This window comes from Pseudomonas sp. FG6, assembly GCF_057809015.1.
Genome location: NZ_JBMDJD010000005.1, coordinates 64,147 through 89,905, shown reverse-complemented (window position 1 = coordinate 89,905; position 25,759 = coordinate 64,147). Strand labels below are relative to the sequence as shown.

Below are 25,759 nucleotides of genomic sequence, written 5' to 3'. Positions count from 1 at the left end.
AGACCTCCTGGAATGACGCAATCAAATGATGAAAGGAATGACCTTGAAGCTGTCGGACTGATAGCGAACGTAGGATTCGCCAAAATAGTCGACCAACATCTTTTCTTCGCCGTGGACCCGTTTGAGGATCAACGCCAATGCAACGGCGAATATGATCGCCGCCGCGTATACGCTGGCGTACAAGCTGAATCCGGTGACAATGAGCAGCGTGCCGAGATAGGCCGGGTGGCGGATGTAGCGAAAGGCCCCTGCACGGATCAACTCATGGTCATTCAACACCCGCAGCGAATGGGAAAAGTGCCGTCCCAATACGATCTTTCCATGGGCGCGCAGGCCGATGCCGCACAGCAGCAGGAGCGAGCCGGCCAACTGCACCATGGCATCGCTGCGTGTCAGCAACTGGAGCAACATGACGATCGAGATGGCGCACGACACCAAGAAGCCACTTTTCAGGCCTTTGTCGAACTGGCTGCCGCTGTCGGTTTCGCGCAGGAAATAAAATTCCGCGGCGAGAAGAATGGCCGCCATGACCACCGACTGGAACAGCGCAAACCCCGCGCAGACATACAGCACCCAAGAGGCGCACGCGACCGGCACCAGCAAACTGGCGGCGACATCAATCCTGAACGCTTTCAAAATAAGCCCCCACCAATACCGATAATGTTGAACGGGTCTTGATCACCCTGACGTTCTTTTCGACATGCCAGGGGTATACGAACAAGTCATTGAAGCGTGCCCAGGGAAACCACTTGCGCTGACGCCTGAAGGTGTCGAGGAACGACAACACCTTGTAGATCCTGAACAGCGTGCGCACTTTTACCGTTCGCAACGCCGCCAGCCCTTCGGCGCCTTGAAGCCTGCGGTACACCTCGCCAACCAGATCGTTATAGGTGACCGTGTCGTCGCTCAGCAGATAGCAGGTTTGCAATGTCGGTTCAGGCGGATGCGACAGCCAGTGGATGATCGACTGGGCGATGCTCTCCACACCGATGACGTGCAAGGCGGGTAATTCGCTGGTGACCAATGGCAACAGCTTCAACTTGCACATCGAAATCATCGGCAGCAGGTTTTTGTCGTGACGACCCAGTACCGTCGGCACCCGCAAGATAACGCCCTGCACTTTGTGATCATTGGTACGAATGACCTGCTCGGCCGCCCACTTGTCGTCCGCGTACGCGTCCTGTCTTTTCTCGGGGTTATGGGCCTTGACGCTGCTCAAGTGAAATACGTTCTTCTTTTCGAGCGCGCCGACGCGGATAGACGCCATGATCTGTTGGGTCAGCGTCTCGTTATTGGCGCTGCTCGTTCCCAGGCGACTGAGACCGATGCCCGTGCAGTTGACGATGAAATCGTTGTCGCCGACCAGCTCGATGAACGCCTTCGAACCGACCTCGCACACTTCAAAACCCGCCTTCGGCGAACGCGAGTGGCGGGTAACCCGCAGGCCTTGTTCCTGCCTGAGGATTTCGTAGACACCCTGGCCTATGAAACCGCTGGCGCCTAAAAGCAGTACCTTCTTCACCTGATCCGTCATCCTTGTCCTGGCGCTAAGGCCTCAACCGTAAAGCACCCCGAGCGATACACCGTTCGGAACGCCATGCCCTGTTTTTGCAGTGTCTTGCGCACGGTTCTCAGGAACATGCCGTGGGACACCACCACCGTGGTCTTCCCGGCCGTGGTGCACGCGGCGTAAAGCTCGTTGGCTACGCCCACAGCACGCTGGTGTTCCGATCTTCGCGAAGCGGCCCCCAGTGAAATGCCCATCAGCCAGAGCACTCGATGCACGGCGAACCATTGCCTCAAGCCCATTTTCAGCACCGGCACGGAGCCCAGACGCAGGTCGAACTCCTTCAATCGGCTGTCCTGGTGGATCCGTCCGGCATCGAACAACCGGCAGGCCGTGGCATAGGCGCGATTGATGGGCGACGAGAGGATGCGCACCCCTGGCTTCATCAGCGGTTCGGACAACTCCACACGGCTGAGGAAGTCGGCGATTTCAGCGTCGTCGATGGACGAAGTCTGGTTGTACTCATCCAGCAACGCCTTGGCCGAGACGGCGCCGCAGCGTCCGTAGTCGACCAAGGGGGTGGCGTGGCGTATCAAATAAATCACAGTAAATAGACACCCGTGACAATGGCATTGCCGACAATGAACAGAAACGGTGTATCCCACGTATGAGGAGATTTCGCTTCGGTCAGGGTCAGCGCGAGCGGAAAAACAGCGCACAGCAAGACGAACTGATGCCCTGCAAAGTAATCCTTGAACAACACGCAAAACAGCATCGACATCACGAACACGGTGGCCGAGCCTTCCAGGGTTCTCTTGAAGGTCTTGTCGACAAAGAAACCCTTGGTCGTGTACTCGTGCTTTCCAAACCGGATACCGACAGGCTCTGCCAGGCCGTCACCGAACGTCGTGGCCAGGATCGTGATGTAGAGCAGCTCCAGCGGAATGCCGATGGCCAGCCAGATGTATTGCGTCACCCACAAGACCAACAAGCCCGCGACCGTCTGGCTGACCAGCCAGGACAGCGTGTTCGGTGCGTCTTCGGGCCGGTCGATGCTGGCGAACATGTGTTGCGCGGTCAGCGACCGACGCCGGGACCAGCTACACATGGCAAAGAACAGGATGGCGGTGGACAACGCCGACAACAGCAGCCGTTCATGGGTGTCCTGAATATTGAACAACGCAAAAAACAGGCTGGGCAGCATGAACATCGCAAAGTGCCCGACCTTGCGTGTGTAGTTGACGCGCACCCCGCGGTTGATGACCAGCAGTCCCAATCCCTTGCACAGCATGAAGTAGAAAAGAACGATACTTAACAGCGCCGAACCCACTTGAATCATTTCGCTTTTCGCCCCAACCAGAAGGATGCGCAGATCTGCACCACGCGATTACCAAGACCGTTTCAACGTGATCCGCTCAAATGATCTGGCGCAGCGCATCGATGCAGTAGTCCACGTCGTTCTTGGTGTGGTTGTAAGTCAGGCACAACCTGATCCTGGACTGGTGGTTCGGCACGAACGGCGGCACGAACAGCGACCCCATGATCCCTTTCTCGACCAGCCCGGCATTGACCCGCGCAGCCTCCATCGGGTCCTTGAACACCACCGGGATCACCGCCGTTTTCGAATAGAGCTTGTCGACACCCAGCGCGTCGATTTGCTCATGGGTGTAGCGAGTGAGTTCAGCGAGCCCGGCCCGACGCACGGCCCCTTCCGCGGCGTTGATCTCCAGCGCCGTGCAGGACGCCGAGGCCACGCCTGGCGAGACGGAGCGCGACGCATTGTAGGTCGGGCATCGGAACCTGACTTTTTCCGCGAACGCCTCGTCCTTGAACACCACGAAGCCGCCCGATGAGCCGAACGCCTTGCTCATGGTGCCGACGATGTAGTCGATGTCCGAGAGCACCCCGGCCGCTTCGCAGGCGCCTTGGCCGCTGTGGCCCAGCATCCCGACGCCGTGTGCGTCGTCGATGTAGATTTCCAGCGCCGGGTGCAGTTGCTTCAAGCGGGTGATCTTTTCGAGGTCGGCGACATCGCCGTCTGCCGAGAACACCCCGTCGGTCACGATCAGGATTTTCTTGTCCAGGTTCAGCAGGACCAATTGTTCCAACATCTCGACGTTGGCATGACTGTAGGCCCTGAAGGGGCGGCCCGATAACTTCACCCCATCCCAGATGGAAACGTGCGACAGCTTGTCCAGCAGAATCAGGTCGGCGCGTTCAGCCGCCAACGGAATAACGCCGAAGTTCGCCTGGTAGGACGTGGTGAACATCAACGAGGTGCGCCCGGCATACAGCTCGCTGTAGCGCTGCTGAAGGCGCTCGTGGAATTCGGTGAAGCCACTGAAAATCATCGGGCCGCCGATGTTCGAGCCGTACTTCTGGATGGCGGCAATGGCCGACTCTTTCATGCGCGGGTGGTTGGACAGCCCCAGGTAGTCGCACGATGCAAAGTTCAGCATCGTCCGGCCATCCAGCAACGTCATGTCCCGGCCGCAGGCCGAACGCACTTGCGGGAAATACGTGTAGTAACCCAGCTCTTTCGATTTGAACGCGACATCATCAATACGCATAAAACTCTCACTCAACCGATGCGGTGAATCTGAAAATGCGATAGGCCCTTTCGGTGCAAATGCCATCGCGGGTGAGGTGGCGCATCGTTCGAAGCACCATGACGTTATCCTCGAGCATCCAGGACAAACTGATTTTGCTGCGGCCAATCTGATGCATGGCGATGGCAGACAATTTCAACGTCAGCGCAACCGACAGGCCTTTTTTCTGATACTCCGGGACCACTCCGGTAAAGAACGCGCGGCCGTACACCCCCTGCTCGTTCATCGCCGGGGCAAACATGGTGAAGCCAAGGATTTCGCCGTCTTGCTCGGCAATCAGTGCCGATATGTCCTTGATGTTGCGAGCAGCCACTTCGAACTGCTCGCGGGAAGAGGGACTGAAACCCCAGTTCCGTTGCCAGGCACGGTTGTAGCAGTCGGCCAGCGACTGGCTCTTGGCGACCAACTCGTCCTGGCCATAGTGATGGAACTGAATGCCCGTCAATCGCCGGGTCAGTTTTTCTTCCAGCTCGTGCTGCTGATAGCCCCCGGCTGGCGGCTGAAAGACAATTTCAATCAGGTCCTTTGCCTTTTCGCAGCCGGCCTCGGTCAAGGCATCGGTCAGCTCGGGGCTGTTGGAGGGCAACGAAAACACGTTGAAGTCCGACTCGAACGTGCGCAAGCCGCGCTCGACCAGGAACGAACTGTGGATAGGGCCTACCAGCTCCGTCACCGGCCCAGACAATAAGTCCGTGCTGTTGATGTACTCGATACAGCCACTCAACAGCTGTTTCAGCACGCCAGCCTCCGGCAGGGCTATCAGCGTAGAGAAATACGCATGACCCACACCATTGATCGTACCGTGCCGGTCGAAATGCACGATGCAGAACGCGACGACCTCGCCCTCTTCGTCCTTCCACGCCACCGGTACATTGTGCTCGGTCGCCGAGTAAGTGCAGGCTACCGTGAACCGTTGCTCAAGCTGTTGCGGGGAACGTCCCACGGTCGAAATACGCTCATCCAGGCGCGCCAGGGCATCCCAGTCACACGCCGCCAAACCCGAAACTCTACTCATCGATTTCCCAACCCTGATTCGCTGCAATGACTAGGCGGCCAGAGACAAGGCGCTGGTGGTTTCGTCGTCGATTTCGATCCAGAAAGGCACGACACTTTTATTGTCGATAAGCCGCGGCGCCGAAATCCTTTGGGTGTTGACGCCCATCCGCTTCAACAGGCGCTCGTTGCCCACCGCCGTAAAGGCAATCAGCCGGAACGCGCCTTTCGAACGTGCGACGTCGATCACTTCCTTGACCAATCTCACCGTATTGCGCCAGGCCTGCTCAGCTGTCAGCACTTGCCCTTTCGGCTTGCTGATGGCGAACCGGGACAGTTCCCAGATCTGCGGCGACGACGGCAGAGGCTTGCCCCCCATCAAATGCGGGAAGACATCGCCCAGCAGATAAGGTCGATGAGTGGGAATCAATCGGGCACAACCGAAGATCTCCTGATTATCATCACAGGCCAGGACATACACTGTGTCAGGTCGATCAAAGGCGTCTAGTTCAATACCTTTTTCACAAGGCAGAGGCCAGCCTAACTCTTTAACGAATACCTGATATCTATATTTAGCTAGCGCGGTTGCCATTCCAGGCAAAAGATCGCTAACAGTCCCTGTTACCGCAGTCAGCATAACTACCACCTGACGAAATTAATTCCGCCAGTACAACAAACCGTGCTCTTTGTGAGTAGCTGCCCGAATGGGCAGGTGAGGTAAATTAGCGCATCGCCAAAACGTTTTTCCTGAAAGTACCGAGTTGTATCTACGACAAAAGAATAATGCCGCCTATCGTCAGCACTTCTAGCACTGGCGTACTAGGAAACATCGGTGCAATCGCGCTGTCAGCCGGTCCGGCCACGCCCGTGCATGGGCGGCCCTGGCCACAGGCCTTGTCTGGCAAGCGATTGCCATTGGATAAACCCGGACATCTCACGGCAGCGTTTCGATGCGGTATGATGAGTCCCCGCTCTTGTGACGAAAGAGCGCCGACCACGGAAGGTAATATTGGTGATTGATTGGCGTGAAGACTTTATAGCATTAGTGGCTAGTTGCACTTGCGAGAACGAGTTATTTAACGAGCTGGTTAAAGTAACGACAAATCTGGGCTTCGAATTTTGCTCTTATGGTTTAAGACTTAATTCGCCACTGGCACCGCCGCAGTACTTCTTGCTTTCCAATTATCCGGACGCTTGGGAAAAGAAGTATATCGCGAGTAATTACTTCTCACAGGACCCCACTGTTGAACATGGGCTGACCCGTTCGATTCCATTGCGCTGGTCTGCACAGCAGCAAAGTCCGGGACGCGAGTTCTGGGAAGAAGCACGGCATTACAACCTCAACCATGGCTGGTGCCTGTCCTCGCGGCGTGAGCACAACTCGATTGGCCTGCTCTCCGTCTCCCGTTCAAGCGAACGCATTTCGGTACTTGAGATGGAAAGTAAAGAGACCAAGCTGATCTGGCTGACTCATCTGGTGCATGAAGCCATGACGCGTTTTTACTCCGCGAAAACTCTCACCGATGCATACAAGCCACTGACCGCCCGCGAGAAAGAAATCCTCCGCTGGACGGCCTCAGGAAAAACGTATGTTGAAATCGGAATTATTCTTAATATCGATATACGCACAGTAAAGTTTCATTTGGTGAACTCCATGCGCAAGCTACGGGCGTCTAACAAGACTGAAGCGGCGGTGAAGGCATCGTTGTCAGGCTTGTTGTTTTGATATTCAACGGTCAGGCAGCACAACGACCACGCCTCTCAAGAGAAGCGTGGTCGCCTGCATTGCAGGCCTCGCTTACCAAAGCGCCATGGTGTAGCTGACAATCAAGCGATTTTCGTCCAGGTCATTGCCGAAATTGGAGCGCACCGTCGCGTTGCGCCATTTCAACCCCAGCCCCTTCAGCGTGCCGTCTTGCACCACGTAGGCAACGTCGGTGTTACGTTCCCATTCCTGACCTTCGCCAGGGGCGCTGCGCTGTACGTTGTCGCCCGAGATGTAGCGGGTCATGAAGGTCAAGCCGGGCACGCCGATAGCGGCGAAGTTGTAGTCATAACGCGCTTGCCAGGAACGCTCGTCGATGTTGGCGAAATCGCCGATCTGCACGAAGTTCACCAGGTACGGATCGCTGCGGCCGATGTAGGGGAACGGATCGTCGCCGCTCATGCGTTGATAGCCCAGGCCCAGCGCATGGCCCGCCAGGCTGTAGGTGAACATCGCGCCGAAGGCCTGGTTGTCGAGGTTGCGAAAGTTGCCGTCCTCGGCACTGCGCGCATAGCGCACATCGCTCTTGAGCGACTGGCCCGCGCCCAGGTCCAGGGTATGGACGAACCCGAGATAGTTCTGCCGGTAGATGTTCTCCAACTGGCTATGCCGGTACTGCGCCGTGAGGTTGGGCAAGAACTGATAGTCCGCGCCGGCGAACTGGAACTTGTCGCTGCTGCCACCAATGCGGTTGGCGGTCATGTCCTGGTAATCGGTGGAGTCGACAAAGTTGATCTGCGTGAGTTGGCCGGCGGTCAGCTTCAAGCGATCGATTTCCTGCACACTCAGCAACCCACCTTCGAACGTCCCGGGCAACAGGCGCGTGTCGTTGGAACTCACTGCCGGATCCTTGATCTGCAATGTACCCAGCTTCAAGGTGCTGTTGGATATGCGCACCTTGGCTGTCAGGCCCAGTTCGCCATAACGGTCTTGGGAGCCGCCCGACAAATCCGCGGGCAACAGGTTGGTGCCTGCCGTTGCGCCGCCGGAGTCGAGTTTGAAACCGGCCATGCCCAAGGCATCGAGGCCGAAACCGACGGTACCTGCGGTGTATCCCGACTCCATCCGCAGCAGGAAACCTTGTGCCCATTCTTCAGCCTTGTCCCGCGCGCCGTCCTGGCGGAAGTCGCGGTTGAAATAGAAGTTACGGGCTTCAAGGCTACCTTTGCTGTCGGCGATGAAATCGGCCCGGGCCACCGGTACGCCGATCAGGCTTAAACCCAGCAAGGTTTCTATAGGTGTGCAGATCCATCGAGGGGTAGTGAAAGATTGCATGGCGCGCTCCTTTTCTGGGGCGCGAGCACACCTTGAACCGGTGCCGCGCACGCCCTGTTATTGTTGTGGGAAGACGTTGTGGGAAGACGTTGCGTGGACGGATTCTTCGTGGCACGCCTGGGAGCGTCAAACGAGAAAAAAGCCGGATCGGCCATAAGAAAATGTGAAACAACTTTTAGTTGTCGCGGGTTATCAATATTCCTTGTTGGACGCCATCGCCCTGCTGTTCTCAAAGTAGCTGACCAATGCCTGGAGGCCCCTCGATGAATCAGTCCACCCTGTCCTTCGAACAACTGCAGCAGTGCGTACCGCAAACCTTGCGCCAACACATCGCCGCCGGCCAGTATCACGGCCATACGAGCGGGCTGGGCCAGGGTCGGGTGCAAGCCAACATCGTGATCCTGCCCGGGGACTGGGCCAATGAATTCCTGCGTTTTTGCACCCTCAACCGCCAGGCCTGCCCGGTACTTGACGTGACCGAGCCGGGGGATCCGTTCTTTCGCAACCTGGGCGCCCCCATCGATATCCGCCACGAAGTGCCTCAATACCGGGTCTATCGCGATGGCGAGTTGAGTGAAGCGCCGCAGGACATCGAGCACCTGTGGCAGAACGACCTGGTGGCGTTCGCCCTCGGTTGCTCGTTCTCTTTCGAACAACCCTTGCTGGAGGCTGGCATCCGCTTGCGGCATATTGATTTGGGCCGCAATGTCGCGATGTTCCAGACCAACATCGACACCCGCCCCACCGCCCGATTGTCTGGCAAGATGGTGGTGACCATGCGGCCGATGAAAGCCGCCGCGGCCATCCAGGCGATCCAGATCACCGGGCGCATGCCCAACGTCCACGGCGCCCCGGTGCACATTGGTGATCCGTCGCTGATCGGTATCCAATCCCTGGATAAGCCGGACTATGGCGATGCCGTGCCGGTCGAAGCCGATGAGATCCCGGTGTTCTGGGCCTGCGGCGTGACGCCTCAATCGGTGGTCCAGGCCTCGCGCCCACCGCTTTGCATCACCCACGCCCCGGGCTGCATGCTGGTGACGGATTTATGGAACAGTGAACTGTAAGGCCCTGAAAAAGGCTGTTTTCTCAACCTGAAAGGACACACGATGAACACCGCCCGGCAGTCGATTCAACAGTACATCCATGCCAAGGACGGCAACCGCCCTCACCTGCTGGGCGAGGCTTTTACCTCGACTGCCATTCTGGACATGGTGGTGCGCACCGGTTCCATCGCGTTTCCCGACCACGTCGAAAGCCGAGCCGCCATTGGCGACGTGCTGGTCCGTCGTTTCGGCCAGACGTTCGAAAACGTCTACACGTTCTGCCTGGCGACGCCTCCCGCGGCAGACGCCACTGCGTTCCAGTGCAAATGGCTGGTGGCGATGTCGGACAAGACCAGCGGCGAAGCGCGTGTCGGTTGTGGCCTGTATGACTGGCAGTTCAACCCGCAATCAAGGCTGGCCGAGCGACTGACCATCACCATCGAACACATGAAGACCCTGCCGGCCACCGATCTATCCGGGATCATGGCGTGGGCCTCGAAGCTGGACTATCCGTGGTGCCGGCCGGAAGCTGTGGTCGATAACGTGCCGGATTCAGATGTGCTTCATGATGTGATCACATTCGTGCTTGAGCCGCTCAGTGAAGACAGAGCCAAGCGCTGAACCTCGTGGCGAGGAAGATTTAGCTGTGGGAGCAAAGCTTGCTCGCGATGCTGACACCTCGTTTCCATGGGCGAGCGCGTTAAATTCATCGCGGGCAAGCCTTGCTCCCACCGGGCAGAGATAACCACTCTGCAGCAGCTTCGCCCATGACATTGCCGAGGAACCGCCCCAAGTGAACATCAAGTTTCTCGAAACCTTCGTCTGGGTGGCCCGCCTGAAGAGCTTTCGCCTCACGGCAGAAAAACTGTTCACCACCCAGGCCTCCATTTCCAGTCGGATCGCGGCCCTGGAAGATGAGATGGGCGTGCGCCTGTTCGTGCGTGACTCCAAGGGGGTATCGCTGACTTCCGAAGGGCAACGGGTGCTGGAATATGCCGAGCGCATCATGGACACCGTGCAAAGCATGAAGGCGGTGATCAAGGACCCACGCCAGGTGCGCGGGCGGATCCGCATCGGCGCGATGGACACGGTGATCCACACCTGGCTCAGCCCGTTGGTGACCCGGCTGATGGAGTGTTACCCGGCCCTGGAAATCGAGCTGTCGGCCGACACCGCGAACAACCTGTGCTCTCAATTGGAAAAAGGCTACCAGGACATCGTTTTCCAAACCGACATCCTGCGCCTGGACAGTGTGCGTAACGCGTTGCTGACCCGTTATCCGATGCACTGGGTGGTGCGCCGGGGTTCGGTCTACGACCGCCCCTACGCGTCGCTGGAGGATTTGTCCCAGGAACGCATCGTGACGTTTTCGCGCAACTCCAGGCCCCACCAGGACATTCTTAACCTGCTGCATTCGGCCAACATCGTTTCGCCGCGCATCAACTGTGTGAACTCGGCGTCGGCCATCACCCGCCTGGTTCGCGACGGCTTCGGCATCGGCGCCATGCCGGCGGCGCTGGTGCAGGGCGAACTCGCCCAAGGCACGCTGACATTGGTCGAGGGCGTGCCACTGCCCTCGGTCATGGACATCGTCGCCAGCTGGCGAACCGGCGCGGGAATGGAGCGGGTCGAAGACATCGTCAGCCTGACCCGGGATGTGGTCGGCGAGTTCGTGGCGCAACTGCCGTCGAGCTATCGCTTGGATGCGGATTAAGGCTCTTGTGAGAGCGGGCTTGCTCGCGAAGGAGGCACATCCGGCATAGGGGCAAGCTGACCCACCGCTATCGCGAGCAAGCTTTGCTCCCACAGCAGTCTGAGGTGGACGCTAATCCCATAGCCAGCAACAAAAACCTGTGGGAGCAAAGCTTGCTCGCGATAGCAATCTTACCCACCCCCCCCACCACTCAAGCCCTACGCCAATCCCCTGTGGCGAGGGAGCTTGCTCCCGCTGGCCTGCAAAGCAGGCCCCTGCCCTTTCTCAGGAAAACCGACGGCCGCATCCGAGGCGATAGACACAAGGCCCGGACCGCAAACTGTCAGTGAACTGCAACATCCGCGACTTATTCTGGGATCCGCACGGCGGTGAACCGCTGGTTGTGCAAGTCCGCTCGTTCGCAGCTCCAGGGAGTCCGCCATGAAAATCAGTGTGTTGGGAAGTGGGTATGTCGGTTTGGTGCAAGCCGCCGTGATGGCCGAGGTCGGTCATGACGTGGTGTGTATGGACATCGACGAGCAAAAGGTCGAGCACCTGCGCCAAGGCCAGGTGAGTATTTTCGAACCCGGCCTGGCCGCCCTGGTACGCGAAGGGCTGGAAGCCGGCCGCCTGCGGTTCACCAGTGACGAGCAGTTGGCCATACAGCATGGCCAAGTGTTGTTCATTGCCGTGGGCACGCCTTCCCTGCAAGATGGCTCGGCGGACCTGAGCCAGGTCCTGGCGGTCGGCGACGCGGTCGCCCGCTACCGCGAGCAACCGGTCATCGTGGTGGAAAAATCCACCGTCCCGGTGGGCACTGGCGACCTGTTGCGAGCCCACATCGAAAAGGGCTTGCTCAAGGCCGGTCGACTGTTGCAATTCGATATCGTCTCCAACCCCGAATTTCTCAAGGAAGGTTCGGCCGTTGCCGATTGCCGTCGCCCGGACCGTATCGTGATCGGCTGCGAGCGCGAGGAAGTGCGGCAAACCATGCGCGACCTGTACGCCCCGTTCAATCGCAATCACGACCGGGTCCTGCTCATGGACCTGCGCAGCGCCGAGCTGACCAAATACGCCGCCAACGGCATGCTCGCGACCAAGATCAGCTTCATCAACCAGATCGCCGAGCTGGCCGAACACCTGGGCGCCGATATCGAGTCCGTGCGCCTGGGCATCGGTGCCGACTCGCGCATCGGCTATCACTTCATCTATCCCGGTTGCGGCTACGGCGGTTCGTGCTTCCCCAAGGACATGCGTGCGCTGATCCACACCGCCGAACAGGCCCACTGCTCCAGCGACCTGCTGCAAGCGGTGGAAGCCATCAACGGGCGGCAGAAACACAAGCTGTTCGAGCGGATCAAGGCGTTCTACAACGGTGACCTGCGGGGCAAGACCTTTGCCTTGTGGGGCCTGGCCTTCAAACCCAACACCGATGACATGCGCGACGCGCCGAGCCGCACACTCCTGGAATCGCTGTGGGCCGCCGGGGCCAGCGTCCGCGCCTTTGATCCCGAAGCCATGCAACAGACCCAGCAGCTGTACCCCAACGAAGCGAGACTGATGCTGATGGGTACCCCAGAGTCCGTCTTGCCGGGGGCTGACGCGCTGATCATCTGCACCGAATGGCAGCCGTTCAAGGCCCCGGATTTTGACTTGATCCTGCAACGCCTGAAGGCTGCGGTGGTGTTTGACGGGCGCAACCTGTACGACCCGCAGCGCATGGCCGACAAGGGCTTCACCTACTTCCCGATGGGCCGTGGCCAGTCGTGCGAGCTGCCCGTCGCCGAACCGACCTGGTTTGCGGCGTCCAGGAGCGCGTAGGTGTTACCTCAAAATTAATGCACTCAAGCAGCACTAATATGAATTTGTAAGGCAGGGGTACGGGCGGCACACTGTGCGGCGTTCCTCCCCCAACTGTTGGAACACTTAAAGGGCTTTCAGGGATTCTCCCGTAAGCCCCTTTTTTTGTTCGCTTTTTGGATCGTCGATTAATGTTCTCTCGCTGGATCCCCGCCGCTATCAACACCCGTCCCACCGAATGGACCCGCGCCGCCATCGGCATGGCCTTGGGAACGCTGTTCAGTGTCTGGCTGTGTGGCCAGGTCTTCGGCCTTGAGGTGGCCCAACACCTGATCGGCCCGCTGGGCGCTTCCGCCGTGCTGTTGTTCGCCGTGTCTTCGGGCGCCCTGGCCCAGCCCTGGTCGATTTTCGGCGGCTACCTGTGCGCCTCCGTCGTGGCGTTGCTGGTGGCCCACGTGCTGGGGCGCACCCTGGGCAGCGCCTGCCTGGCGGCCGGCATGGCGTTGGTGTTGATGTGCTGGCTGCGTTGCGTGCATCCACCGGCAGGCGCCGTGGCGGCAACCTTGGTGCTGGCGGACGCGTCCATCGTGGCCCTGGACTGGCAAGCCGTCAGCGCAGCCATGCTGGCCGGCTCCGGTTTGCTCGCCTTTGCGCTGGTCTACAACAACCTGACACGGGTGCGTTACCCCAAGCGCGCCAGTGAGCCTGTGTCTGTCATTCCGGCCGATCATCCCCCTGTGGACCGCCAGTCCATCACCGCCGAAGACCTGAAACTGGCCTTGGCGGAAATGGAGGCGTTCTTCGACGTCACGCCCGAGGATCTTGAGCAATTGATCCACGCCAGTGAACGAAATGCCAGGCGCCGTAGCATCACGGAGGTGCTTTCGGGTCGCGGCTGATCCTGTTGCTGCTATAAATATGCAGACAGGACCTGCACGTATCCCGGTTGTGCAATGCAAATTTGCACTGTTACGATCCTGAGCGGAGACGTGCGACAAAATTTATAAAGAACAATAAAAGCAGGGAGTTAGCGATGACTGCTCAGGTTTCATCCCAAGTCACAAGCCCCGTTGCAAGCGTAGTCTGTGAGGTGTTGGTCGAAGTTCGCAATCATGTTGGCCACTTGACCCTGAATCGCCCCGCCGGCCTCAATGCCCTGACGTTGGGCATGGTGCGTCGCTTGCAGCAACAACTCGATGCCTGGGCCCACGATCCACAGATCCGCGCCGTCGTCCTGCGTGGTGCCGGTGACAAGGCGTTCTGCGCCGGCGGTGACATCCGCTCGCTGTACGACAGCCATAAACAGGGCGACACCCTGCATGAAACATTCTTCGTCGAGGAATACGCCCTCGACCTGACGATCCACCATTACCGCAAACCGGTCCTGGCCCTGATGGACGGCTTTGTCCTGGGCGGCGGCATGGGCTTGGTGCAAGGCGCCGACCTGCGGGTGGTGACCGAGCGCAGCCGCTTGGGCATGCCGGAAGTGGGCATCGGTTATTTCCCGGACGTGGGCGGCAGTTATTTCCTGCCCCGAGTGCCCGGAGAACTGGGGATCTACCTCGGCGTGAGCGGCGCGCAGATTCGTGCGGCCGACGCCTTGTATTGCGGTCTGGCCGACTGGCACCTGGAGAGCCGCAAGCTCGCACAGCTCGATGAGCGTCTGGATCGGCTGGAATGGCACGACACGCCGCTCAAGGATCTGCAGAGCCTGCTCGCCAAACTCGGTGTGCAGCAACTCCCGGCGCCGCCCCTGGCCGACCTGCGTCCGGCCATCGACCATTTCTTTGCCCTGCCCGATGTGCCGAGCATCGTCGAGCAGTTGCGCCAGGTCTCTGTCGCCAACAGCCACGCATGGGCGATCGCCACCGCCGACCTGCTGGACAGCCGTTCGCCCCTGGCCATGGCCGTGACCCTGGAAATGCTGCGCCGCGGTCGCCATCTGAACCTGGAAAACTGTTTTGCCCTGGAGCTGCACCTGGACCAGCAATGGTTCGAGCGTGGCGACCTGATCGAAGGCGTACGTGCCTTGCTGATCGACAAGGACAAGGCCCCGCGTTGGAACCCACCCACCCTGCAAGCGCTGGACGCCCGCCATGTGGCGAGCTTCTTCGACGGCTTCGACGAACACGGAAACTGAACCATGCAAGACCTCGAACTGACCGAAGAACAAGTGATGATCCGCGACATGGCCCGGGACTTCGCCCGTGGTGAAATCGCACCCCATGCCCAGGCTTGGGAAAAAGCCGGATGGATCGATGACGGTCTGGTGGCGAAGATGGGTGAGCTGGGGCTGTTGGGGATGGTGGTGCCCGAAGAATGGGGCGGCACTTACGTCGACTACGTGGCCTATGCCCTGGCGGTGGAAGAGATCTCTGCCGGTGACGGTGCCACCGGGGCGCTGATGAGCATTCACAACTCGGTAGGCTGCGGGCCGGTGCTCAATTTCGGCACCGATGAACAAAAACAGACGTGGCTTGCGGACCTGGCCAGCGGCCAGGCCATTGGCTGCTTCTGCCTGACCGAACCCCAGGCCGGCTCCGAGGCCCATAACCTGCGTACCCGCGCCGAACTGCGGGACGGCCAGTGGGTGATCAACGGCGCGAAGCAGTTCGTCAGCAACGGCAAGCGGGCGAAACTGGCGATCGTGTTTGCCGTGACCGACCCGGATCTGGGCAAGAAAGGCATTTCAGCGTTCCTGGTGCCCACTGAGACACCGGGTTTCATCGTCGATCGCACCGAACACAAGATGGGCATCCGCGCCTCGGACACCTGCGCCGTCACCTTGAGCAACTGCACCGTGCCCGAGGCCAACCTGTTGGGTGCGCGTGGCAAGGGCCTGGCGATCGCCCTCTCCAACCTCGAAGGCGGCCGCATCGGCATCGCCGCGCAAGCCCTGGGCATCGCCCGTGCGGCGTTTGAAGCCGCCCTGGCCTATGCGCGCGATCGGGTGCAGTTCGACAAGCCGATCCTCGAACACCAGAGCATCGCCAACCTGCTGGCCGACATGCACACCCAGCTGAACGCCGCCCGCCTGCTCATCCTCCACGCCGCCCGCTTGCGCAGCGCCGGCAAGCCCTGCCTGTCGGAAGCCTCCCAGGCCAAGCTGTTCGCCTCGCAAATGGCCGAGAAGGTCTGCTCCTCGGCGATCCAGATTCACGGTGGCTATGGCTACCTGGAAGATTACCCGGTGGAACGCTACTACCGCGATGCGCGGATCACCCAGATCTACGAAGGGTCCAGCGAAATACAACGCATGGTCATCGCCCGGGAGCTCAAGCACTACCTGGTGTAACGGCCGAAAAAGCATCGCGAGCAGGGTCTGTAGGCGTACATAAATGTTGCGCACACCCCAGCTCCCACAGGGCTCGGCGGCGTACACAAATGTTGCGTACACCCCAGATCCACTGTGGGAGCGGGCTTGCTCCGGGCGGCGATCCGACGATGGCGTCAGTCAGGACAGCGCTTTATTTGTCCTGGAACTCTGCCGCACGCTTGGCGACGAATGCGGCCATGCCTTCCTTCTGGTCATGGGTCGCGAATGCGGCGTGGAATACCCGGCGCTCAAAGCGCACGCCTTCGGACAGGCTGACTTCAAAGGCGCGGTTGACGCTTTCCTTGACCATCATGCTGATCGGCACCGACTTGGAGGCGATCAGCGCTGCGGTTTTCAGCGCGTCATCCAACAGTTCATCGGCCGGTACGATTCGCGCGACGATGCCACAACGCTCTGCTTCCACGGCATCGATGAAGCGCCCGGTCAGGCACATTTCCATGGCCTTGGCCTTGCCCACTGCCCGAGTCAGGCGCTGGGTACCGCCCATGCCCGGCAACACGCCGAGGTTGATTTCCGGCTGACCGAACTTGGCGTTGTCGCCGGCCAGGATAAAGTCGCACATCAACGCCAGCTCGCAACCGCCGCCCAAGGCAAAACCGTTCACCGCCGCAATGATCGGCTTGCGCCGGTTCGCCACCCGGTCACTGTCGCTGAACAAGTCGTCGAGGTAGATCTGCGGGTAGGTCAGCTCGGCCATTTCCTTGATATCGGCACCGGCGGCGAACGCCTTCTTCGAACCGGTCAACACGATGCAGCCGATCTTCGGATCCGCTTCCAGGCTGTCCAACGCCTGGTTCAGCTCGCTGACGATCTGCGCATTCAAGGCGTTCAACGCCTGGGGACGGTTGAGGGTGATCAGGCCGACGCGGTCCTTGATCTCCAATAAAATCGTTTCGTAACTCATGCAGGACTCCTGTTCAAAGATTGCGCGAAATGACCATGCGCTGAATGTCGCTGGTGCCTTCGTAGATCTGGCACACCCGCACGTCGCGATAAATGCGCTCCAGCGGGAAGTCGTTGAGGTAACCGTAACCGCCCAGGGTTTGCAACGCCATGGAGCAGACTTTCTCAGCCATTTCCGAGGCGAACAGCTTGGCCATGGACGCTTCCACCAGCGCCGGCTGGCCGTTGTCGCGCAAGGCTGCGGCGTAATGGACCATCTGCCGCGCCACGGCGATCTGGGTCGCCATGTCTGCCAGGCGGAACGCCACGGCCTGGTGCTCGATGATTGGTTTGCCGAAGCTCTGCCGCTCGCGGGCGTAATCGCGCGCCGCTTCGAACGCGGCGCGGGCCATGCCCACCGATTGCGCGGCGATGCCGACCCGGCCACCTTCCAGGTTCGCCAGGGCGATCTTGTAGCCTTCACCCTCTTCGCCCAAGCGATTGCCCACCGGGACCTTCACGTCCTCGAAGAGAATCTGGCACGTGTCGGAGGCATGCTGGCCGAGTTTGTCCTCGACCCGCGCCACACTGTAGCCCGGAGAATCGGTGGGCACGATGAAGGCACTGATACCGCGCTTGCCCGCACTCGGGTCGGTCACCGCAAACACGATCACCACCCCGGCGTTCTGCCCCGACGTGATGAACTGCTTGCTACCGTTGAGCACGTAATGGTCGCCCTCGCGGCGTGCCCGGGTCTTCAGGCTGCTGGCGTCCGAACCGGCCTGGGGTTCGGTCAGGGCGAAGGCGCCGAGCATGGCGCCACTGGCCAGGGGCGTGAGGAATTTGGCTTTTTGCTCATCGTTGCCGAACTTGAGGATCGGTACGCAACCCACCGAGTTGTGCACGCTCATGATGGTGGAGCACGCCCCGTCACCGGCGGCGATTTCCTCCAGGGCCATGGCGTACGTCAGGTAACCGGTGTCACAACCGCCCCATTGCTCCGGCACGAGCATGCCGAAGAAGCCCAGTTCGGCCATTTCAGCAATGGCCTCCTTGGGGAAGCGGTGCTCACGGTCCCACTCGGCAGCGAACGGTTTCAGGCGTTCCTGGGCGAACTGGCGGGCGACGTCGCTGATTTGAATCTGTTCTTCAGTCGGGAGCATGGTGATTCCTTAATACAGGCATTCGACGGCCATGGCCGTGGCTTCGCCGCCGCCGATGCAGATCGCTGCAACGCCGCGCTTGAGGCCCTTCTGGCGCAGGGCCGAGAGCAACGTCACGAGGATCCGCGCGCCAGAGGCGCCAATCGGGTGGCCCAGTGCGCAGGCGCCACCGTGGACGTTGACCTTTTCGTGAGGGATTTCCAGCTTGCCCATGGTCACCAGGCTCACCACGGCGAAGGCCTCGTTGACTTCGAACAGATCGACCTCATCCAGCGACCAGCCGGTCTTGCTCATGAGTTTTTTCACCGCACCAATGGGCGCAGTCGGAAACAGGCTCGGCGTGTCGGCAAACGCCGTATGACCATGGATCACCGCCAAGGGCTTCAAGCCACGTTGGGTCGCCTGGCTCTGGCGCATCAGCACCAGCGCGGCGGCGCCATCGGAGATGGAACTGGAGTTGGCCGCCGTCACCGTGCCGCCCTCGCAGAAGGCCGGCTTGAGGGAGGCAATCTTGTCGATCCGTGCCTTGGGCGGCTGCTCGTCGTGGCGAATGGTCACTTGTTCCTTGCCGACCATGACCTGCACCGGCACGATCTCGGCGTCGAAACTGCCGTACTCGATCGCCTGCTGGGCGCGGGTGGTGGAGGCAATGGCGAATGCGTCCTGGGCCTCGCGGCTGAAACCGTTGGCTTCGGCGCAGTCCTCGGCGAACGTGCCCATCAGCCGCCCTTTGTCGTAGGCGTCTTCCAGGCCGTCGAGGAACATGTGGTCGAGCACCCGGCCATGGCCCATCCGGTAGCCGCTGCGGGCACGGTCGAGCAGGTACGGCGCGTTGGACATGCTTTCCATGCCACCCGCCACCACCACCTCAGCGCTGCCGGCGACGAGCATGTCATGGGCGAGGATCGCCGCCTCCATGCCCGAACCGCACATCTTGTTGAGGGTGGTGCAGCGGGTCGACTTGTCGAGCCCGGCCCCCAGCGCGGCCTGACGTGCCGGCGCCTGGCCCAGGCCGGCGGCGAGCACACAGCCGAACAGCACTTCTTCGACCGCATCAGGTGCGATACCGGCGCGTTCCACGGCGGCCTTGATGGCGGCGGAACCCAACTGCGGCGCGCTGAGGCTTTTCAGTTCGCCCTGGAAACCGCCCATGGGGGTGCGGACGGCGCTGACGATGACAATAGGATCGTTGGACATCATGAATCCTCCTGGTTATTTGGCTGCCATGCGCAAGGCACCGTCGAGACGGATCACCTCGCCGTTGAGCATGCTGTTCTCAATAATATGCCTGGCCAGCGCCGCGTACTCGCTGGGTTTGCCCAGGCGCGGCGGGAACGGTACGCCGGCGGCGAGGGAATCGCGTACTTCCGGGGTCATGCCGGCCATCATCGGGGTTTCGAAAATGCCCGGGGCGATGGTCATGACGCGGATGCCGAAGCGCGCCAGTTCGCGAGCGGCCGGCAACGTCAGACTGGCGATGGCGCCTTTGGAGGCCGCATAAGCCGCTTGCCCGATCTGGCCATCAAAAGCCGCCACCGACGCGGTGTTGATGATCACGCCGCGCTCACCGTCGGCATCCGCCTCGGTTTCGGCAATGGCTGCAGCGGCCAGGCGCAGCAGGTTGAAGCTGCCGATCAGGTTGACGTTGATCACCTGGCTGAAGCTCGCCAGTGCGTGGGGGCCGTTCTTGCCGAGGATTTTTTCGCCGCGCACGATACCGGCGCAATTCACCAGGCCATTGAGACCCCCGAACGCATCGACCGTGGCCTTGACCGCCGCTTCAGCCGCGGCCTCGTTGCTGATGTCCGCCACCACGCTCTGGCAGCCGAGCTTTTGCGCCTGGGCAGCCACCGCTTCGGCGTTGAGGTCCACCAGCATCACCTTGGCGCCGGCCTTGACCAGCATTTCGCCGGTGGCCGCGCCGAGGCCGGAAGCGCCGCCGCTGACGAGGAAAATCTTGTTGTCGATCTGCATCATGGTTTCCTTGGATTCAAGCTGAAACGTTGTGCGCCGCGGCCTCTTGAGCTTTGGCGATTTCCTGGTTGCGCAAGATAAAGCGCTGCAATTTGCCGCTTGGGGTTTTCGGCAAATCGGTGACAAATTCGATTTCACGGGGATACGCATGGGCGGCCAGGCGCTTGCGCACGTGCTGGCGCAGTTCTTCGGCCAGCTCCGGTGCCGCGCGGTACTGGCTGCTGAGCACCACGAAGGCTTTCACCAACTCGGTGCGCTCCGGATCCGGCTTGCCGATCACCGCCGCTTCCACCACGGCTGGGTGTTCGATCAGCGCGCTTTCCACGTCGAACGGGCCGACGCGGTAGCCCGAGGTGGTGATCACGTCGTCGCTGCGGCCGACGAAGCTGATGCTGCCGTCCGGGTTCAGCTCCACGGTGTCGCCGCTCAGATAATAATCGCCGACGAAAGCCTTGGTCAGCCCGCCCTCGTAGCCGGCGAACCAGCACATGGGCGATTGGCTGCGGTCCACGGCGAGGATGCCCGGCTGGCCCACGCCCAGCTCGCGATAGTTTTCATCCAGCACCACGATCCGGTGGCCCGGCGAGGCAAAACCGGCCGCGCCCAGGTGCACCGGATGTTCCAGGCCATGGTGATTGCACAGCACCATGCCCAATTCGGTCTGGCCGTAATGATCGTGGATGACCACGCCCAGGTTGTCGGTGAACCAACGGATCACTTCCGGGTTCAGCGGCTCGCCGGCGCTGCTGACGATGCGCAGCTTGCCCTTGATCGAGCGGGCGAACTGCTCGCCTCCGGCGATCAACAGGCGATAGGCCGTGGGCGAACCGGTCAGGTTGGTGATGCCGTATTTGTTGATGACCCGGCAGGTGCTTTCCAGGGTAAAGGGACCATCGTAGAAAGTGATGGGATGTCCCATGGCCAGCGGGCCGGTCACGCCGAAGTAGATCCCGTAGGCCCAACCCGGATCGGCGACGTTCCAGAAGGCGTCTTCAGGCCGCAGGTCGACGGCGTCGCGGGTGTAGCTCTGGAACGCGACGATGGCCTTGAGGGGCACCGACAGCGCTTTGGCAGGTCCCGTGGTGCCCGAGGTGAACATCAGCAGGAACGGGTCTTCGCCGGTGAGCATTACCGGTTCGCAGTGGCTGGAATGGTTGGCCACTTCGGCCCAGAAACTGTAGTCGCCCCGGACGATGCCCCGGCCTTTTTCGCCGCCGACCGTGACGACTGTCGGGCAACCGGACACTTCATCGAGCTTGGGACGGTTGACGGCATCGGTGACCACGACGCGCGCGCCCGAATTGCCGAGACGGTGTTCGATAGCCTTGGGGCCGAAGGCCGTGAACAGCGGTTGATACACCGCGCCAATGCGCCAGGTGGCGAGCACTACGATCAGGAGTTCAGCGGTGCGCGGCAACAGGCCGGCCACCTTGTCGCCCTTGCCCACGCCTTGGGCCAGGAGGAAATTGGCGAAACGCGCGGCGTTGTCCTGCAGGTCACGGTAAGTCCAGGTGGCATCGCTGCCGTCACGGCCCTCCCAGAACAAGGCGATACGCCCCGGCAACGCGTGCCGGTCGCAGCATTCGACGCAGGCATTGAGCGCTTCGAGCGAGCCGTGCAAGGCGGTGTTGACGGTGTGCAGGTAATCGAACTGCGACGTGGCGGACGAGTAATCGCGCATGACCAGAATCCCTCTGTACTTTTTATTGGTGGGGGAACCGTAAATAGCAGGGAAATACTCGCGCCGAAGGGCGGTGGCGGCAATGGTCAAAGCCATCAAGTTGCTTGACTGGTTTGGCCATGGTTTAGAGGTGCGTTGGCAGGAATGGCCCTATCGCGAGCAAGCTTTGCTCCCACAGCTCGGTGTATCCACAGAAATGTCCCCACCACCCCCTTGTGGGAGCAAAGCTTGCTCGCGATAGCGCCGGCCCAGACGCTACAAGGCCTGCTTCCAAGCAAATGAATAGACCTTCTCCGCCGCCGGCGCCTGGCAGTGCTGGTTGTCCGCATCAGCCCCCACCAGGAACCATTCGGCCCTTGAGGTATCGCCGACGCGGCGGGCCTTTTGTGGGTCGTAGCAGCGCGCCAACTCCTGCGCGGGAACCAGCGCGTAGGCCTGTCGGTGGCTGCGCAGCCAACTGGCCGATTGCTCCAGGGACTGTTTGCTGTAGAACCCGAAATGCACGATGGGCTGTTGCGCGAACAGCCAATGCCCCTCACGCCACCCCACCAAGGCCAGTTGGGCATTGCCCGTCAACCGCGCCACATCACGCATCAGCGTTTCATGGGGGTTGATGCCTTCTTTGTGGGGCTCGACGAAGCCGCGCACGAACCAGGCACACAACCACACCACCGCCAACAGCGTGAAGACCGCCCTGCCCCGCGGACGCTGGCTGAACCAACGCCGCAACAGCCACGGAACCAGCGGCGCCACCACCAGGACCATTGCCGGCACGGCCGGGAAGATATACAGCTTGCGCTTGCCGCTGCTCAGGCTGAAGAACACCAGCACCAACACCACCCAAGCCAGCAGCACCAGCACCCGACCGTCGCGCTTGGCCAATTGCTTGCGCCAGGCCGGTACCAACCAGGGAAGCATGAACACCATGGGCAGCCAGTACTTGGGAATCACCTGGACCAGGAAGTACCAGAAAGGCTCGCGGTGCTCCCAGGCGTTGGCATATCGGCCAGCCGTTTGCTTGAACAGGATTTCCTGGGCATACGCCAGGCTGTCGCTGCTGCCCTGCCACACGATCACCAGCAATGGCCCCAGCCAAAGCGCAATGGCGGCCAGCGCCACCAGCAGGCCCAGCCACCACTTCCCAGCCTGATTGGGCATGGGCACCACACCTTTCCAGCCCTTGCGCACCCCGTAGGCGTAGGGAATCAGCATCAAGGCCGGCAGAAACCCCACGCCCTTGCTGATGATGCCCAAGCCCATCGCCGCACAAGCAATGTAGTACCAGCGCCAAGCCGGACCGAGCAGCAGGTGCCGGCACAGGCCATAGAGGCCCAGAACCGTCCAAAGGGCGAGGAAACCGTCGATCTGTCCGGTCCGCAGGATGCTGTAGGTCTGGTAGGTCGCCAGAAACAAAAGCCCGGCAGTCACCCCCACGCGCCGCCCCCACAATCGCCGCCCCAGGTCATACAGGCATGCGGTGGTCACGGCACCCGCCAGCAGCGCCGGCAGGTACAGGGCCACTTTGGGCAGGTGGGTCAACTGCACGAACAGCGCCACCGTCCACATGAACAGCGGCGGTTTGTCCGCGTAGATTTCGCCGGCGCGATGGGGAATGAACCATGAGCCGTTCTGCAGCATTTCCAGGGCGACGCCAAGGAAGCGCTCTTCATCGACATTCAGCGGTTGGCGCCAGCCCAGGCCGGCGCCCACCATGACCAACGCCAGTGCCACCAGGGCCCACAGTTCCAACCGCGAGGAAGACAGTCGTATCCGCACCGTTTCAGCCCTTCTTCGCCAGTTCGCGGTTTTCCTGAGCCTGATGCTTGGCGATCAATTGCAAGTTGCGCAGGTAGACAATGAAACCGAAGGACTGGCCGACGATGAACACCGGGTCTTCGCGATAGATGGCGTAGGCCAGCAGCAACGCGCTGCCGACGATGCTCAAGTACCAGAAACCCACGGGGATCATGCTGCGTTTCTTGTATTCGCTGTACAGCCATTGCAGGGCAAATCGCCCGGTGAATGCGAGCTGGCCACCGAAACCCACGGCCAGCCACAACGTTTCTCTGCCCATGTCAGACCTCGACTTCTTGTGCGGTGACGTCCAGGCGCGTGCGTCTTATCAGCCACCACACCCCGAACAGATCGACGATGCCCACCAGGGCCCGGTCGAAGTTGCCATAGTTGGAAACACCGGCCCCGCGCTCACGATGATTGACCGGCTGCACCAGCATCCGACCGTTGTGCCGACGGATCAGCGCGGGGATGAAGCGGTGCATGTGATCGAAATACGGCAGGCGCAGGAACGCCTCGCGCTCGATCAACTTGATGCCGCAGCCGGTATCGGGCGTCTGGTCCTTGAGCAGGCTGGCGCGCAGCTTGTTGGCAAATCGCGAGGCCCAGCGCTTGCTCGCCGTGTCGCGACGGTTGATCCGGTGCCCGGCCACCAGCTTGACGCCGCCGGGCGTGTCTTCGGAGCCGCGCACCAGGTCCAGCATCTTGGGAAGGTCGGCCGGATCGTTCTGGCCATCGCCATCGAGGGTCGCCAACCAATGCCCACGCGCCACTTCGGCGGCATGGTGAATCGAGGTGCTCTGCCCCAGCGACCGGGCGTGGCTGAGCACGCGCAGTTGGCTGTAGCCCGCGCCTTGTAGCGCGCGTAATTCAGCGGCGGTGGCGTCGGTGCTGCCATCGTCGACCACAATGACTTCAAAAGCCTCGTTGGCCAGTGCTGCACGCACTTCTTCCAACAACGGGATCAGGTTGCCTGCTTCGTTTTTTGCCGGAATCAGGACCGACACATAAAGGGGGCTATGCATGAGGCTCCAGTGAACAGCTGAGAAATGGATTAGACGCGGTAATAGTGGCGGTACCAGTCGACGAACGACTGCACACCGCTGGCGATCGAAACCTGCGGGCGAAACCCGATGCGAGCCTCCAGCTCATGGGTGTCGGCCCAGGTGTCCACCACATCGCCCGACTGTAGCGGCAAGAAGTTCTTGATCGCGCGCATGCCCAGCGCCTCTTCGAGGTGCTCGATGAACCGCAGCAGCCTGACCGGTGCACCCCGGCCGATGTTGTAGACCTTGTACGGCACGCCGGCTTCATCGCTGGGCGGCAACGGCAGCAACCGCACCAGCCCTTCGACGATGTCGTCGATGTAGGTGAAGTCGCGGGACATTGCCCCCTCGTTGTAGACGTCAATGGGGCGTCCCTTGAGGATGGCTTCAGTGAACTTGAACGGTGCCATGTCGGGCCGTCCCCACGGGCCATAGACGGTAAAGAAGCGCAGGCCGGTAGTGGGAATGCCGTAGAGGTGCGAATACGCGTGGGCCATCAGCTCATTGGCGCGCTTGGTCGCCGCATAGAACGACACCGGCTGGTCGACAGGGTCCGTGGTGGCGTACGGCAAGCGCTGGTTCAAGCCATACACCGAACTGCTCGACGCGTAGACCAGGTGCGCCGGTCGTTGGGTGCGGCAGGCCTCCAGCAGGTTGAGGAATCCCACCAGGTTGCTCTGGGCGTAGAGGTCCGGGTTGTCGATGGAATAGCGCACACCGGCCTGCCCGGCCAGGTGGATGACCTGCTCGAATCCATGCTCGACAAACAATCCCAGCAGCGCCGGCTTGTCGGCCACATCCAACGGGCGGAATCGGAAATTGCCGCACTCGGCCAGCTGCGCGAGCCGGGCCTGCTTGAGTTCGACGCTGTAGTAATCGTTGAGGTTGTCGACACCGACAACCTCATGGCCATCGCGGCAAAGGCGCATGGCCGCATGGAACCCGATGAAGCCGGCGACGCCGGTGACCAGGATTCTCATGAACTGGCGCCCTTGGTCCGTTTTCCAACGGCATGACAGGTCATCACCTGCAAACCGCCATGGCCGCTACAAAAAACCGTCACTTGCATAGATTACCTTGATCGATGGCCCAGGTTTCTCCCGCTCCTGCAGGCCTTTTATCAAATACAAATGACGGTTTTATGATCGAACGATGACGCAGCGCTCGACGCAGAGAAATAGAGAAAAGTTCTCA

Annotated in this window: 25 protein-coding genes; 8 read left to right on the top strand and 17 right to left on the bottom strand. The window is 60.8% G+C overall.

Going from position 1 to position 25,759, the window contains the following annotated elements; genetic code table 11:
* Positions 1-21: 21 nt before the first annotated feature.
* The 7 genes from ACODSJ_RS05000 to ACODSJ_RS04970 all read right to left on the bottom strand — a co-directional run bounded on the left by ACODSJ_RS05000 (position 22) and on the right by ACODSJ_RS04970 (position 5,746).
* Positions 22-636, bottom strand: a complete 615-nt coding sequence (locus ACODSJ_RS05000) for a methyltransferase family protein (RefSeq protein WP_489100673.1) — start codon at positions 634-636, stop codon at positions 22-24.
* Positions 617-1,522 (bottom strand): NAD-dependent epimerase/dehydratase family protein, encoded by a 906-nt coding sequence (locus tag ACODSJ_RS04995; protein ID WP_489100672.1) that lies wholly within the window; start codon positions 1,520-1,522, stop codon positions 617-619. The genes ACODSJ_RS05000 and ACODSJ_RS04995 overlap by 20 nt, the downstream gene beginning before the upstream one ends.
* An 8-nt stretch (positions 1,523-1,530) precedes the next feature.
* On the bottom strand, positions 1,531-2,112 hold the full coding sequence (locus ACODSJ_RS04990) for a histidine phosphatase family protein (RefSeq protein WP_489100671.1): 582 nt from the start codon (positions 2,110-2,112) through the stop codon (positions 1,531-1,533).
* Positions 2,109-2,837 carry a hypothetical protein gene (locus ACODSJ_RS04985; RefSeq protein ID WP_489100670.1) on the bottom strand — a complete coding sequence of 243 codons (729 nt, stop codon included), beginning with the start codon at positions 2,835-2,837 and terminating at the stop codon, positions 2,109-2,111. The genes ACODSJ_RS04990 and ACODSJ_RS04985 overlap by 4 nt, the downstream gene beginning before the upstream one ends.
* Positions 2,838-2,922: 85 nt before the next feature.
* A complete protein-coding gene (locus ACODSJ_RS04980) occupies positions 2,923-4,077 on the bottom strand; it encodes an aminotransferase class I/II-fold pyridoxal phosphate-dependent enzyme (protein WP_489100669.1) in 1,155 nt (384 codons plus the stop codon).
* 7 nt (positions 4,078-4,084) lie between these two features.
* Positions 4,085-5,113, bottom strand: a complete 1,029-nt coding sequence (locus tag ACODSJ_RS04975) for a GNAT family N-acetyltransferase (RefSeq protein WP_489100668.1) — start codon at positions 5,111-5,113, stop codon at positions 4,085-4,087.
* Between the two features lie 48 nt (positions 5,114-5,161).
* Entirely contained in the window at positions 5,162-5,746 is a 585-nt protein-coding gene (locus ACODSJ_RS04970) for an acyl-homoserine-lactone synthase (protein ID WP_489100667.1), read from the bottom strand.
* 375 nt (positions 5,747-6,121) lie between these two features.
* On the opposite strand from ACODSJ_RS04970, the gene ACODSJ_RS04965 reads away from it, so the two are divergent.
* Positions 6,122-6,835, top strand: coding sequence for an autoinducer binding domain-containing protein (locus ACODSJ_RS04965; RefSeq protein WP_489100666.1), 714 nt, complete (start codon positions 6,122-6,124; stop codon positions 6,833-6,835).
* A 72-nt stretch (positions 6,836-6,907) separates the two neighbouring features.
* On the opposite strand, the gene ACODSJ_RS04960 is transcribed toward ACODSJ_RS04965, so the two are convergent.
* Positions 6,908-8,149: an OprD family porin gene (locus ACODSJ_RS04960; protein WP_489100665.1), complete on the bottom strand. Its 1,242-nt coding sequence runs from the start codon at positions 8,147-8,149 to the stop codon at positions 6,908-6,910.
* 263 nt (positions 8,150-8,412) lie between these two features.
* Here ACODSJ_RS04960 and ACODSJ_RS04955 point away from each other — a divergent pair, with 263 nt between their 5' ends.
* From ACODSJ_RS04955 to ACODSJ_RS04925, 7 genes are all read left to right on the top strand, one after another.
* Positions 8,413-9,216 (top strand): putative hydro-lyase, encoded by an 804-nt coding sequence (locus ACODSJ_RS04955; RefSeq protein ID WP_489100664.1) that lies wholly within the window; start codon positions 8,413-8,415, stop codon positions 9,214-9,216.
* A gap of 42 nt (positions 9,217-9,258) precedes the next feature.
* On the top strand, positions 9,259-9,816 hold the full coding sequence (locus ACODSJ_RS04950) for a hypothetical protein (protein WP_489100663.1): 558 nt from the start codon (positions 9,259-9,261) through the stop codon (positions 9,814-9,816).
* A 172-nt stretch (positions 9,817-9,988) separates the two neighbouring features.
* Positions 9,989-10,909 carry a LysR family transcriptional regulator gene (locus tag ACODSJ_RS04945; protein WP_489100662.1) on the top strand — a complete coding sequence of 307 codons (921 nt, stop codon included), beginning with the start codon at positions 9,989-9,991 and terminating at the stop codon, positions 10,907-10,909.
* Between the two features lie 420 nt (positions 10,910-11,329).
* On the top strand, positions 11,330-12,709 hold the full coding sequence (locus tag ACODSJ_RS04940) for a UDP-glucose dehydrogenase family protein (protein WP_489100661.1): 1,380 nt from the start codon (positions 11,330-11,332) through the stop codon (positions 12,707-12,709).
* A gap of 170 nt (positions 12,710-12,879) precedes the next feature.
* Positions 12,880-13,587: an HPP family protein gene (locus tag ACODSJ_RS04935; protein WP_489100660.1), complete on the top strand. Its 708-nt coding sequence runs from the start codon at positions 12,880-12,882 to the stop codon at positions 13,585-13,587.
* A 134-nt stretch (positions 13,588-13,721) separates the two neighbouring features.
* Positions 13,722-14,828 (top strand): enoyl-CoA hydratase/isomerase family protein, encoded by a 1,107-nt coding sequence (locus ACODSJ_RS04930; RefSeq protein ID WP_489100659.1) that lies wholly within the window; start codon positions 13,722-13,724, stop codon positions 14,826-14,828.
* A gap of 3 nt (positions 14,829-14,831) precedes the next feature.
* Positions 14,832-15,983: an acyl-CoA dehydrogenase family protein gene (locus ACODSJ_RS04925; RefSeq protein WP_489100658.1), complete on the top strand. Its 1,152-nt coding sequence runs from the start codon at positions 14,832-14,834 to the stop codon at positions 15,981-15,983.
* A gap of 172 nt (positions 15,984-16,155) precedes the next feature.
* On the opposite strand, the gene ACODSJ_RS04920 is transcribed toward ACODSJ_RS04925, so the two are convergent.
* The 9 genes from ACODSJ_RS04920 to ACODSJ_RS04880 all read right to left on the bottom strand — a co-directional run bounded on the left by ACODSJ_RS04920 (position 16,156) and on the right by ACODSJ_RS04880 (position 25,545).
* The gene (locus ACODSJ_RS04920) at positions 16,156-16,929 is read right to left on the bottom strand and encodes an enoyl-CoA hydratase (RefSeq protein ID WP_489100657.1); all 774 of its coding nucleotides are present in this window, start codon (positions 16,927-16,929) and stop codon (positions 16,156-16,158) included.
* A 13-nt stretch (positions 16,930-16,942) separates the two neighbouring features.
* Positions 16,943-18,070: an acyl-CoA dehydrogenase gene (locus ACODSJ_RS04915; RefSeq protein ID WP_489100656.1), complete on the bottom strand. Its 1,128-nt coding sequence runs from the start codon at positions 18,068-18,070 to the stop codon at positions 16,943-16,945.
* A gap of 9 nt (positions 18,071-18,079) precedes the next feature.
* Positions 18,080-19,267, bottom strand: a complete 1,188-nt coding sequence (locus ACODSJ_RS04910) for an acetyl-CoA C-acyltransferase (RefSeq protein ID WP_489100655.1) — start codon at positions 19,265-19,267, stop codon at positions 18,080-18,082.
* Positions 19,268-19,282: 15 nt separating this feature from the next.
* Positions 19,283-20,044: an SDR family NAD(P)-dependent oxidoreductase gene (locus tag ACODSJ_RS04905; protein WP_489100654.1), complete on the bottom strand. Its 762-nt coding sequence runs from the start codon at positions 20,042-20,044 to the stop codon at positions 19,283-19,285.
* 16 nt (positions 20,045-20,060) lie between these two features.
* Positions 20,061-21,725 (bottom strand): AMP-binding protein, encoded by a 1,665-nt coding sequence (locus tag ACODSJ_RS04900; protein ID WP_489100653.1) that lies wholly within the window; start codon positions 21,723-21,725, stop codon positions 20,061-20,063.
* A gap of 255 nt (positions 21,726-21,980) precedes the next feature.
* Positions 21,981-23,438: an ArnT family glycosyltransferase gene (locus tag ACODSJ_RS04895; protein ID WP_489100748.1), complete on the bottom strand. Its 1,458-nt coding sequence runs from the start codon at positions 23,436-23,438 to the stop codon at positions 21,981-21,983.
* Positions 23,439-23,505: 67 nt separating this feature from the next.
* Complete coding sequence (locus ACODSJ_RS04890; protein WP_260958551.1) at positions 23,506-23,799, bottom strand: lipid-A-disaccharide synthase N-terminal domain-containing protein; 294 nt, start codon at positions 23,797-23,799, stop codon at positions 23,506-23,508.
* A 1-nt stretch (position 23,800) separates the two neighbouring features.
* Positions 23,801-24,544, bottom strand: a complete 744-nt coding sequence (locus ACODSJ_RS04885; RefSeq protein ID WP_489100652.1) for a glycosyltransferase family 2 protein — start codon at positions 24,542-24,544, stop codon at positions 23,801-23,803.
* A 29-nt stretch (positions 24,545-24,573) separates the two neighbouring features.
* The gene (locus ACODSJ_RS04880; protein ID WP_489100651.1) at positions 24,574-25,545 is read right to left on the bottom strand and encodes an NAD-dependent epimerase; all 972 of its coding nucleotides are present in this window, start codon (positions 25,543-25,545) and stop codon (positions 24,574-24,576) included.
* Positions 25,546-25,759 lie beyond the last annotated feature (214 nt).